Genomic DNA, 13,274 nt, shown 5'->3' with positions numbered 1-13,274 from the left:
TGCTCAAATGTACTGCTCAAATGTCTTGCTGAAGTGCAGTGCTCGGCGCAGTAATCAACTGCGCAGGGTTGCAGTAGGGGGCTCAGCTGAGGCCGATGCGCGCCGCCAGTTTCTGCCACAGTCCTGGCTGAGGAGCCGGGCTGTCGGCGTGGTCAGAGGCTGCAGAAAGCAATCCACTGTCATGTGTGGCTGCTCTGCCTTTATCCGATGATAAACCCTGTTGCTCGCGGTGCAGTTGGGCGACCAGCTGCTCAATCAGGTCGTGGGAAAACTCAAACGGTGTAAAGCGGCGATAGCCGTGTTTTTTCAGCAGGGCTTTAACGCCGTCGGCTGCCGGGATGTATTTCATAGACCAGTCGGTAAACAGACGCTCATCAATACTGCGCTGCAGCAACACCTGAGCACCGGTATGACGGTCGTCACGTACGATGCGGTTATAGGTGGCAATCACTTTGTGGGCTTCGCCTTCCAGACACTGGAAAAAGTAACCATCGCCGAAGAAGAGGATGCCACCGATTTCATTCTTAGGGTTGTTGCGGCGGGACTGCGCCAGTACGGAACCGACCACTGGGTCAACGGCACCACCGTTCGGCTTGTGAACGGAGTGGCTGGCATACACGAGACGGATCAGCTGTGACATGAGGGATACCTGTATTGACCCTGAGCGGGCTCTGCAGGCGATTCTGCGTGCCATCAGGGGATGAATATTAAGTTGTACAATAGTTTGTACAACATCTTATACAAAAACCTGTACAAAGTAATGCGGCGGTATTATCTGACAGGACATTATAAAAGGACGCTATTGATCTGATAGTCAGCGTTAACCTGTTTGCTGGCGCTGAAACAAACGGCGCTGAATATGGTACAGAAGGGCTGCAAGAGGCCAGTTGACGCCAATAGCGGCTGAGAGAAGGCGAGACTCACAGGGCAAAAATCCGCATAATGTCGGCCCAATCGCCCAGTGGGCAAACGACACAAATGTTAAGCGGTACCGTGCATGCAAATTAAGGTCAATTTCCTCGACAACCTGCGGGTTGAAGCCAAGTTCGACGACTTCACCGTGGTGGCCGATCAGCCCATCCGATACAAAGGCGATGGCTCAGCGCCGGGGCCGTTTGACTATTTTCTCGCGTCTTCGGCGATGTGTGCCGCGTATTTTGTGAAGGTTTATTGCCTGGCGCGTGACATTCCTACTGAAAATATCCGCCTGTCGCAGAACAATATCGTCGATCCGGAAGACCGCTATAAGCAGATTTTTAAGATTCAGGTCGAGCTGCCGGAAGGGCTGTCGGAGAAAGACCGCACCGGTATTCTGCGTTCCATTGAGCGCTGTACAGTGAAAAAAGTTGTACAGACCGGGCCGGAATTCGTTATTGAAGCCGTCGACAGTCTCGATGACGATGCCCAGGCGCTGCTGACCGTGGGCACGGACAGCGACAGCGAAACCTACATTCCCGGCAAAGACCTGCCTCTGGAGCAGACCATTGCCAATATGAGTGGCCTGCTGGCAGACCTCGGTATGAAGATTGAGGTCGCTTCCTGGCGCAATATCGTGCCGAATGTATGGTCACTGCATATCCGCGATGCGGATTCACAGATGTGCTTCACCAATGGTAAAGGCGCAACCAAAGAGAGCGCTCTGGCCTCAGCACTCGGCGAATTTATTGAACGCCTTAACTGCAACTTTTTCTATAACGATCAGTTCTTTGGTGAAGAGCTGGCCAATGCTGAATTTGTGCATTACCCGGATGAGCAATGGTTTCAGCCCGGTGAAGACGACAGTCTGCCGCCAGAGATTCTGGATGATTACTGCCTCGGTGTGTACGACCCGGAAGGGGAATTACAGGGCACACATCTGATTGATACCAACTCCGGCAATGTGGAGCGTGGCATCTGCTCGCTGCCATTTGTGCGCCAGTCCGATGGCGAGACGGTTTACTTCCCGTCTAACCTGATCGAAAACCTGTTCCTCAGTAATGGCATGAGCGCGGGCAACACCATCGAAGAAGCTCAGGTGCAGTGTCTGTCAGAGATTTTTGAGCGCGCGGTAAAACGTGAAATTCTGGAAAATGAATTGGCGTTGCCGGATGTACCGCAGGATGTGCTGAATAAATACCCGGGCATTATCGCCGGTATCAAAGGGCTGGAAGAGCAGGGATTCCCGGTTCTGGTCAAAGACGCCTCCTTAGGTGGTCAGTTTCCGGTGATGTGCGTGACCCTGATGAATCCGCGTAATGGCGGTGTGTTTGCTTCTTTCGGTGCTCATCCGAGTTTTGAAGTGGCGCTGGAGCGCAGTCTGACGGAACTGCTGCAGGGGCGCAGTTTTGAAGGCCTGAACGATGTACCGCAGCCAACCTTTGAAAGTCAGGCCGTGCAGGAGCCGAATAATTTCGTCGAGCATTTTATTGATTCCACCGGGCTGGTGTCCTGGCGCTTCTTCAGTGCAAAAGCAGATTATGATTTCTGTGAGTGGGATTTTTCTGGCGAAGGCGAAGACTCTAACCAGCAGGAAGCACAGACCCTGTTCGATATTCTCGAAGACATGGGCAAAGAATCTTATATGGCGGTCTATGAGCAGCTGGGTGCCAAAGCCTGCCGTATTCTGGTGCCGGACTATTCCGAAGTGTACCCGGTTGAAGATCTGATCTGGGATAACACCAACAAAGCACTGTATTTCCGTGAAGATATTTTAAATCTGCATCGTCTCGACGAAGAGCAGCTGAATGATCTGGTGGAGCGTCTGGAAGAAAGCGAGCTGGATAACTACACGGACATTATTACCCTGATCGGCGTCGAGTTTGACGATAATACCGTGTGGGGACAGCTCACCATTCTGGAACTTAAACTGCTGATTTATCTGGCGGTCAATCGTCTGGAGGAGGCGAAAGAGCTGACTGAAATGTTCCTGCAGTTTAACGACAATACGGTTGAACGTGGTTTGTTTTATCAGGCGCTGAACTGTGTGCTGGAAGTGACTCTGGATGATGAGCTGGAGCTGGCTGATTTTATCGCTAACTTCACCCGCATGTACGGTGAAGAGCGCATGCAGGCGGCAGTTGGTTCGGTAGAGGGCAGTGTGCGTTTTTACGGACTCACGCTAACCAATATGCAGCTGGAAGGGCTGGATAAACATCAGCGTCTGATCAACAGCTATAAAAAACTGCACGCCGCCCGTGCCAAAGCGGCGGGAATGCAGATTGCTGGTCAGTAAAAGAGCCGGGCATAAAAGGTAGTCATAAAATGCCGGACATAAAAAGCCGGCAGAAAAAAGAGCGCCAATGGCGCTCTTTTTTATACGGCGGATATTGACCCGGTGAAGGGATCAGCAATCCGTATCTTCAGCGCCTGCTGATTCCTTCACATTCTCGCAGGCATCCTCTACCGCATTGCCAGCGTCGGTGGCCATATCGCTGGTGGCGTCGGAAATATCTTCACCTTTTTCTTCCATGTAATCGCCGGTATTTTCAGCCGCTTCCGAGATGGTTTCTTTGCTTTCATCATAGGCTGCGCTGGCTGATTCTTTCACACTGTCAGCGGCCTGTTCTGCTTTCTGACTTATGCTCTCAGGCTGTTCCCCGCTGCAGGCGGCCAGTGTCATGGTCAGAGCTACCATCAGGGCAGTCATTGCGGACGATAATGTTTTCATTGTGTACTCCTTACTTATGCTTATCTGGTGCTGTTAATTCACGCGCTTTTAATCTTCATGGTCGGCGGGATCATGCCAAGCGCAAAGGTGGGAGGCGCCTGTGTAAAGAAGGTTCAGCAGGATTCACCATGGCGTGAAGCAGTACGCAATTTGATCAATTGGTGGAAAATTCCTGGGAACTCTGCGCATGCGTGGAAAAGGTCGTCGTTTCTGCAAAGGATCCAGAACTGTCCGTGACAGAGCGCACACTTGTACAGGGACGGGGCAATATCTGGTAATCTCTGAGCATATCTTCTGCGCCCGGATTGAGTGTCTATGTTCCGTCTGTACCATTCCAATGATCTTGAAGTTCTGCGGGGAATTCTGCTTAACGAGATGCGCACCGCGCCCCTTGGGCCGTTCGATCAGGAAGCCATACTGGTACAGAGTCAGGGGATGGCGCACTGGCTCAAACTGCAGCTGGCGGATGGCCTGGGGATCGCAGCTCAGGTGGATTTCCCTTTACCGTCGAGTTTTATCTGGAAAGTGTTTAACCGGCTGAAGCCGGAATTGCCGGAACAGTCGCACTTCGATAAACAGATCATGAGCTGGAAGCTGATGCGCCTGCTGCCGACATTAGCACAGCAGCCCGGATGTGAAGCCATTGCCCATTATCTTGAAGCGGATCACAACGGGCTGAAATGTTTTCAGCTGGCGCAAACCATCGCCGACGTCTTTGACCAGTATCTGCTCTATCGTCCGGACTGGTTACTGGGTTGGGAGTTGGGGGATGACACCATCGCCGATGGCGATGTCAGTGCGCATCCGTGGCAACCTCTGGTATGGCGTGCGCTGGTGGCCGACAGTGCCGAACTCGGTCATTCGCTGGATCACAGGGCACGCTTATTAAGTGAGCTGGAAGATCTGGTGCAGCGTTATCCGGAACGTCTGAACGGCCTGCCAAAGCGTCTGTTTGTGTTCGGAATTGCGGCACTGCCTGGCAGTTACTGGCAGGTCCTGCAGGCTATTTCAGCTCAGGTTGAAGTGCATTTCTTTCTGCTCAACCCTTGCCGTAATTTCTGGGGCGATATTGTCAGCGATAAACAGCGCCGGGCGATTTTACGGCAGCAACCTATGGCTGCGGATCTGCTGGAGCGGGGTAATCCATTACTGGCCTCCTGGGGAAGGCTGGGGCGGGATTTTCTTACACTGGTGCATGAAACTGCTGAACAGCGTCCGGAAAATATGGCCGATATCGAAGCCTACGTTGAGCGCCAGCCGGTTAATCTGCTGCAACACCTGCAGGACGATATTCTCAATCTGAATGATCCGCAGCAGCGCGCGTTTACCAAAGAAGCGGTGAACAGCAGTGCTTTTAAACAGGTGGTGGCGGCAGACGATGGCAGCGTGCGTTTTGTCAGTGCCCACAGCCCGCTGCGCGAAGTTCAGCGGCTGTATGATCAGATTCTGTATTGGCTCGATAACGACCCGCAACTGAAACCGCGCGATATTGTGGTGATGGTGCCGGATATCGATCAGTATGCTCCTTACATTGATGCGGTATTTGCCAGCAGCCGGGCGCAAACGCAACATGGTGATGATTACCGTATTCCCTGGGCCATTGCCGACCAGTCGATTGCGCAGGAAGAACCTCTGATCGACAGTTTCCTTTCTCTGTTAAACCTGGCCGACAGCCGCTTTCTGATTACCGAGGTTCAGGATTGGCTGGATGTGCCGGCGATCCGCCAGCGTTTTGCGATCAGTGAAGACGATTTACCGTTGCTGCGTGACTGGCTGGCGCGCGCTCAGGTGCGCTGGGGGCTGGACAGTGAACAACGACAGCAGCTGGGCTTACCTGCTTTTGAGCAGAACAGCTGGCGTAAAGGGCTGCGGCAATTATTGCTGGGCTATATGTTACCTGACTCGCAACAGGATTTTCGTGGTGATTTTCCGGTCAGCGCGGCGGAGGGTAACGAAGGTGAATTGCTCGGTAAACTGATGCAGTTCGTTGATACGCTGGAATACTGGCAAAAAATATTCTGCTCTGATTCTGATACTGATGCTGATGCAGACGGTCTGTCCGCTGATGCTTCGCCTGTTGGCGGAGAAATCCGGCAGACAGGTAAAACGGCCGAACAGTGGTCCGCCATTCTGTTAACCATGCTGGATGATTTTTATCTGGCAGAAGATAACGATCAGTTCCCGCTGCAAAAAATCCGCGATGCCATTATGAGCTGGCTGGAAGAATTAAATACCTCGGCATTTAACCAGACACTCAGCCCGGTGGTGGTACGTAGCTGGTTTATTAATGAATTAGGGCAACAGGGCGGCTGGCAGCGTTTTCTCGCGGGGCCGGTGAACTTCTGTACTCTGATGCCGATGCGTTCTATTCCGTTTAAAGCCGTGTGCCTGCTCGGCATGAATGACGAAGATTACCCACGCCGGGTAACCCCGGTGGGGTTCGATTTAATGGTCAGTGGTAAATCCCGCCGTGGCGACCGTTCGCGCCGGGAAGACGACCGTTATTTATTTCTTGAAGCTGTCTGCTCCGCACAGAATTATCTGTACATCAGTTACCGTGGCCGTGATGTGCGCGAAAACGCTGAGCTGCAGCCATCGGTGCTGGTGGCAGAACTGCAGGATTATCTGTGTGACAGTTATTGTCTGGCGCAGCACAGTGACCTGCCGCACAGCGAAAGCCGTGAAGCGATGCACGAATGGCTGACGGAATATCTGCCGTTGCAGCCATATAACCGTCAGTCATTTATTCCGCCTGAGGGCAGCCGTGCTGTTGCCGGATATCAGACGTTGTGGTCCGCCGTGGCGAATGCCGCAGAGCAATTAAATGTGCAGGGTGCGCAGGACGCAGGCGCCTCGCAGTTTTTTACTCAACCTTTGCCGCTGCCGGCGGAACTGGATGTTACTCAGGCCGACTGGGAAGATGTTAAGCAGGCACTGAACGATCCCTTTAAGTTTTTTGTAAAACGCCGTTTGCGCGCATCGTTTGACAGTTATTGGCAGGCACATGAAACCGAAGAGCCCTTTACGCTGCAGGGGCTCGATTCGTATCAGCTGAAAGAAGACTGGCTGCATCTGGCACTGCAGGATTTCAGTCTCGCTAACGGCGGCAGTTATGATCACGGTCTATTAAGTGATCTGCCTAATTTTACCGCGCGTCAGCAGGCGCTTGGCCATCTGCCGGTGAATGCATTAGGAGAGGTCTGGAGTGCGGATCTGGTCGGCAATTCTGTCCCGCTTGCGCAGCAGATTGTGCTGCTGACGGAGCATTCGTTAGCCAGTCGTCAGCTGCTGTGTGACAGTGAATGTGCTATCGAAGTGAACAATGAAGCCGCTGCAGAAGACGATTCCGTTGCTGCAGAATTGAAGACCATTCAGGTTTCAGTGAAGGGCGAATTACAACGTGGCTATAGCAATGACAGCCATGATCCACTTGCTCACACGGATGAGCCGTGCGGATATCTGGTGTTTTATCGGGTAGGCGACATTCATGGTAAACACCTGTTATCCCTCTGGCTCGATCTGGTTATGGCACAGACGGCGCAGCCCGGGCTGATTTCTCATGCGCATCTGCTGGGATTAAGCAAAGGTAAAAAGGGGACGCAACTGCGACATATACGTTTGCAGGCGCCGCCGCCAACGCTGGCAAAAGAACATATGCAACAGGCGCTGACATGGTTTATGCAGGCCTGGCGGCAACCTGTTCCCCATCTGCCGGATACTTTGTGGAATCTGCTGTCTGCAGAGGATATCGCCAGCGAAAAATACCCGGACAGCGTCACGGATAAAAACGAACACGTACAAAAGCAGATGCATAAGCAGGCAGAGGCAGAATTTGGCGAACTTGCGTCGCCGTATCTGCAACGCTGTATGCCGGATTTTGTCAGTAAGGTGCTGTTGGGTGCTTCGTCAGACTGGTTGGAGAAATATGGTGTGTTGATGGCAGATATTAAAACGCATATTCACAGCGACGAGACTCACAGTAGCGAGATTTACAGTAACGAGATTCAGAGCAGTAAGAGCGGGGAGGTGTAACGATGAAGACGTTATCCATTCCGCATTTTCCGCTGTACGGCCAATCCCTGATTGAGGCCAGTGCCGGTACCGGTAAAACCTTTACCATTACCGGGCTTTATAATCGTTTGATTCTTGGGCATGGCCGCAGTGGTGCAGCAGCAGATACTCTGGATTCATCTGCTGCAGATGGCAGTAGCGGTCGGTTAGGCTGTGATCAGATTCTGGTAGTGACCTTTACCCGTGCAGCAACGGAAGAATTACGCGGCCGGATTCGCCAGCGTCTGCGTCTGACTCTGGAAGATTTACTGCGACTGGAAAATGATCAGCCGGCGGCGGATTCTGATCTGCCGGATTATCTGGCGCAGTTGTCTGCTGCTGCCGGTGTCAGTGAGGCGGATATTCGCCAGCAATTATTACCCTGGTTGCAAAGTAACCTGGCGCTGATGGATGAAGCAGCGATTTATACCATTCACGGTTTCTGTCAGCGCATGCTGAAGCAGTTTGCCTTCGACAGTGGTGTGGTGTTCGACGCTGAGCTGGTGCTGGACAGTGAACAATATCTGCAACAGGCCTGTGAAGATGTCTGGCGTACCGAAGCCTACGGCCTGAATACAGAGCAGGGGCGGTTTTTATTAAGCCGCTACAATGGCCCGGATGCCTTGTTTGCCAAGGTCCGTTCGCGCATCAGTCGCCCGGATATGCGCATCGTTCCTGAGATAAACGATCACAATCTTGATGCTGTCTGGCAACGGACAAAAGAACAATTTCACAAGGTTGCTACCTTGTGTAAAGCAACCGCTGCGGAAGATATCGCTGCTCTGATTCAGGATTCAGGGCTGAATAAACGCAGTTACAGTAAAACCAATACGCCTAAATGGATTGGTCAGGCGTATCAGTATTTTCTGTCGTCTTTCAGTCTGCCTGCTGCCGATAACCTTGATCGCCTGACTCCGGCGGGGATGGAAGAAAAACTGGCCAGTGGCGATCTGCCAAAACATGAATTGTTTGATGCCATTGCTGATTTCTGTGCGCAGGCAGACGCATTGCAGCTGATGCTTGAAATGGCATGGCTGGATGTGATCAAAGAACGTTATTTTGATTTGCTGGAAAAAGCCGGGGCGTTAACGCCGGATGATCTTTTACGTCTGCTGGTAACCGCGCTGCGCGGTGAGCAGGGGGATTTGCTGGCATCTCATATCCGTCGTCAGTATCCGCTGGCGATGATCGATGAATTTCAGGATACCGATCCGCAGCAATACGATATTTTTAACCGTATTTATCCGCCCGCTGGTCAGGCTGATGACAGGCTGGCGACGCAGCCAGACCATTACGGGCTGATTATGATCGGCGACCCTAAACAGGCCATTTACGGCTTCCGTGGTGCCGATATTTTTACCTATATTCAGGCGCGGCGGCAGCTCAGCGACGAACGGCGCTTTACGCTTGGTACTAACTGGCGCAGTCACTCTTTACTGGTTGATGGTGTTAACCAGTTGTTTACGGCTCACAAAAGCCCGTTTATTTTTGATGAGGATATTCACTTTGTTGAAGTGGCGGCCGCAGGTAAAGCCGACAGCCAGCCATTAACCATTGCCGGAGAGGTTCAGTCTCCTCTGCAACTCTGGTTTGACGGCGAAGAATATTCGCGCACTACCGCTCAGGCGGAAGTGGCTGAACAGTGTGCTGCGGCCATTCATGGTCTGCTCAGCGGTGACGCACAGTTGGGCGACGATAAGGTTCAGGCAAAAGATATTGCGGTACTGGTGCGCAGCCGTAAGCAGGCAGGCTGGATTCGGGATGCGTTAATGATACACGGCATTGGCAGTGTATTTCTGACCCGCGACAGCGTGTATGAATCACAGGAAGCCAAAGACATGTTTGCCTGGTTGCAGGCGGTCGCTCACCCCTCCGATGAGCGGGCATTGCGCACCGCGCTGGCAACCCTTAGTCAGGGATTCAGTGCGTTACAGCTCGACCATCTGCTGAATAATGAGCAGGCCTGGGAACAGGCGCTGGAGCAGAATCTGGCCTATCACCAGCTGTGGAACCGGCGTGGCATCATGGCGGCGGTGATGCATTGGCTGGAGCAGGATCAGCGCGCCGAACGTCTGCGCTATCAGGAAGACGGTGAACGCCAGCTGACCAATATGATGCACCTCGGTGAATTACTGCAGGCAGCGTCACGACGTCTGCGTGGCCATGAGGCATTGTTACGCTGGTTTGGCGAGCAGGTTTTCTCGGAAGAACGTTCCGGCGATGAAGCTCAGTTAAGGCTCGAAAGTGATGCCAATCTGGTGACCATTGTGACCATTCATAAATCGAAAGGTCTGGAATATCCGCTGGTATTTTTACCTTTCCTCTGGGATGACAGTTACCTGCCGAACAGCAAAAGCGATACGCAGTATTTCTCCGTCCGCGATGACTGCATGGTGCTGGATCTTGATCCGGATGAGGAAGCAAAAGCGGCAGCCCGGCGTGATGCACTGGCTGAGTCTCTGCGCCTTCTGTACGTTGCTGTTACCCGTGCGGTGCAGGGCTGTTTTATCTGGTTGGCCGACGCTCTCGACGGGCGCAGTAGCAGACAGAAAAAATCCCGCATTGCCGACACCGCGCTGGGCTATTTACTCGACATTGAATCAGATCCGCAATGGTCCGTGTTAGAGCAGCGTATGACTGACAGTCAGGCAATACAGCTGTGTGCACCGCCGGCGTGGCTTCTTGCTGAAGGTAAGCTGAGTGGCGCAGGTGAAGCAGCGCAGATAAAACCTGCACAGATAAAAGCGGGAAAATGGGATCACTGGCGGGTCAGCAGTTACAGTCAGCTGGCGGCCGCACATGGCACGCATAGTCAGAACGGTATGACTGCTGCAGCGGAGCAGAGTACGGCTGTGTCAGAGGGGATTGCGGATGATGCACTGCTGCGTACCGATGAAACGCTCTACAGCGATTCAGTGGGAAGCTTTCTGCCGATTGCTGATTTGCCAGACGATACTCAGGCATCTTCTGCCTTGGCTGAACGACAGGAATTTAATTCAGACGCGGCGGCACTGACCTTTGCCCGCGGCGCGAATGCTGGTACCTGTTTGCATGCTGTATTTGAACACTGGGATTTTCACGATCAGGCACAACTGCTGGATATATGTGAGCGCGAGCTGCGCCATTATGGCCTTTACGATGAGTCGCTGAATCAGAACGGCCAGGCACAGGCAACACAACCATCACACGCTATCAATCAGACTGAACAGTTGGCGCAGTGGTTAACTGCCGTTGTGCAAAGCCCGCTGAATACGCTGTCCGCGGCGGGCAGCAGTGAAACCTTCACACTGCAGGATATTGTCGAAGGTGGGCGCCTTGATGAAATGGAATTTTATCTTCCGGTGGCCGGTTTACAGGCTTCGCAGGTGAATCGTTTACTGGCTCAGGGAAATGCAGATTCTGCTCAGGCAGAACGTTTTCAGTTTGATGCGTTATCCGGCTACCTTAAGGGCTTTATTGACCTGATTTTTTGCTATCAGGGGCGCTACTATGTGGCGGATTATAAATCGAATTTCCTGGGTGAACGGTTACAGGATTACGCTCCGGCGGCATTGAACGCCGCCATGGTGAGTCATCAGTACGATTTACAGGCCTGGATTTATACCGTGGCGCTGGATCGTCTGTTGAGTCAGCGGTTGCCGGATTATTCACCGCAACAGCATTTGGGGGGCGTGTATTATTTTTATCTGCGCGGTATGCATCTGGGGGCTGAGGCACCATTGCTGTCTGCTGTACCATCTGCTGCGACTGTGCGTGAGCAGGAAACAACAAATAAAACAACAGGGCAAACAGAGTCAGCACAGGCTGATCTGTTTGCACAGGTGGATTTATTTGATGAACCCGAGGTAACGGATATTAAAAGTGATGCTGCCAGTTTGCCGCAGGCGCCGGGTGTTTATTACCACAGTGTTGATCCTCATGCCCTGGCGCAGTGGCGGGCAATTCTCAGCGGCGCAGAGGAGGATGCAGCATGACTCAAAACATGAATCGTGGCATGACTCACACAGCTGTTAATCGTGTGCGACAGGAAGCAGATTCTCCGCTGCGTGCCATTGATTATCAGGTCGGGCGTCAGATTCTGGCTTATGAAAAAGGACGCTCGGATCTGACCGAAGATGAGCTGCGGCTACTGGAATTTGCGGCGCAGATGGTCAGTGCCGCGTTGGGCAAAGGCCAGGTCTGTCTGCCGGTCTGTTTACCGGACTCCTTACCAGCGTTTAGCCCGGCGACGGCTGACCAGACGCGTAGTTCTGTTATTGGTCCTGTTATGTGCCCGGTTATGGAACTGGATGAAGAATGGCAGTCTGTTGTTGAGGACCTGTATGCGGTTCTGCAGCGCAGTTTTACCGTATTTAATCCGGCGGCTTCTGATGCATCGGCGGCCCGCTATCAGCATCAGCCTCTGGTGCTGAATAATGGCCGGCTGTATCTGGCACGGTACTATTTTTATGAGCAGGGTGTGCTGCAGCAGATACATCAGCGTATCGGACGTGGTCCCGAAGTTGAAAAAACCGGCGAGCAGAACGAAGACGAACACGCTGCTTTGCAGCAGGTATTAAATGAATTATTTGCCAGTGCCGACAGCAGTCTGGTGGATTGGCAGAAAGTCGCAGCGGCCACCGCATGCTTGCAGCAGTTTACGGTCATTACCGGTGGGCCCGGAACGGGGAAAACCACCACGGTTACACGTCTGTTATCGGCGCTGATCAGTCAGTCGCCGCAGATGTCGATAGCCCTGGCGGCGCCGACCGGTAAAGCCGCTGCGCGCATGACGGAATCCATTCGCCAGGCCAAGCTGAATGCCAGTAATGGTAACAGTCTGCCTTATGCGGGGCGGATACCCGATGAAAGTTACACGCTGCATCGTCTGCTCGGCTGGACGCCCAATGGTTTCAGATACAACGCAGAACAGACATTGCCGTTTGATTGCGTGGTGGTGGACGAAGCGTCCATGGTGGATTTACCCATGATGTTTCATCTGTTTGCCGCACTTTCGCCGGCAACGCGGTTGATTCTGTTGGGCGATAAAGATCAGCTGGCGTCAGTGGAAGCCGGCAGTGTGCTGGCGGATTTATGCGATGCCGGGCAACAGCATGGCCCGGATGCGGCCTTTGCTGCAGTGCTGCAACAGCTCACAGAGTGTGATCTTACTGCCTACACAGAGCCTGCCTGTGGACCCATGCAGAACGCCATGGCGTCGCTGCGCATATCGCATCGGTTTGATGCCAACAGTGGTATCGGTCATTTGGCTGCGGCAGTAAACCGCAGTGATGCCGCGGCCGCAGAGCAGGCGTTCGCACAATTTGATGATGTAACATTTGATCTGCTGGAGACGCAGGATATTTATTGGCAACAGCCGCGCTGGCGCGAGGCGGTTACTCATGGCTACCGGGATTTCTGTAACGCCGTCAGTGCTGGGGCAGACGCAGCTCAGGTGTTTGCCGCCTTTAACCGCTTTCAGGTGCTGGTCGCTCTGCGGCAGGGGCCGTACGGCGTGGAGCAGGTGAACCTGCGTATCGAACAATTGCTGCGGGCTTCCGGTTTACTCAGCATCAGCAGTGTGGCTGGCGCTCTGGCG

Annotated in this window: 6 protein-coding genes; 4 read left to right on the top strand and 2 right to left on the bottom strand. The window is 53.1% G+C overall.

Annotated features, from left to right (window positions below; genetic code table 11):
* Positions 1-82: 82 nt before the first annotated feature.
* Entirely contained in the window at positions 83-640 is a 558-nt protein-coding gene (locus B2Z72_RS18260; protein ID WP_296984194.1) for a BLUF domain-containing protein, read from the bottom strand.
* Between the two features lie 357 nt (positions 641-997).
* Between B2Z72_RS18260 and B2Z72_RS18255 the strand changes: the two genes are divergently transcribed.
* Complete coding sequence (locus B2Z72_RS18255; protein WP_296984195.1) at positions 998-3,211, top strand: OsmC domain/YcaO domain-containing protein; 2,214 nt, start codon at positions 998-1,000, stop codon at positions 3,209-3,211.
* Between the two features lie 111 nt (positions 3,212-3,322).
* Here the strand turns inward: B2Z72_RS18255 and B2Z72_RS18250 are convergent, their stop codons facing one another.
* Positions 3,323-3,646, bottom strand: a complete 324-nt coding sequence (locus B2Z72_RS18250; protein WP_296984196.1) for a hypothetical protein — start codon at positions 3,644-3,646, stop codon at positions 3,323-3,325.
* Between the two features lie 315 nt (positions 3,647-3,961).
* Here B2Z72_RS18250 and recC point away from each other — a divergent pair, with 315 nt between their 5' ends.
* The 3 genes from recC to recD all read left to right on the top strand — a co-directional run.
* Positions 3,962-7,678 (top strand): exodeoxyribonuclease V subunit gamma, encoded by a 3,717-nt coding sequence (gene recC / locus B2Z72_RS18245; protein WP_297005488.1) that lies wholly within the window; start codon positions 3,962-3,964, stop codon positions 7,676-7,678.
* A gap of 2 nt (positions 7,679-7,680) precedes the next feature.
* Positions 7,681-11,670 (top strand): exodeoxyribonuclease V subunit beta, encoded by a 3,990-nt coding sequence (gene recB, locus B2Z72_RS18240; RefSeq protein WP_297005485.1) that lies wholly within the window; start codon positions 7,681-7,683, stop codon positions 11,668-11,670.
* The coding region (gene recD, locus B2Z72_RS18235) for an exodeoxyribonuclease V subunit alpha (protein ID WP_297005482.1) at positions 11,667-13,274 on the top strand (1,608 nt) is incomplete at its 3' end. The genes recB and recD, both read left to right, overlap by 4 nt.

Source organism: Thalassolituus sp. UBA6592 (assembly GCF_002433655.1).
GTDB lineage: Bacteria > Pseudomonadota > Gammaproteobacteria > Pseudomonadales > Oceanobacteraceae > Venatoribacter.
The sequence above is the reverse complement of the archived record's forward strand: the minus strand, read 5'-3'. Positions and strand labels throughout refer to the sequence as shown.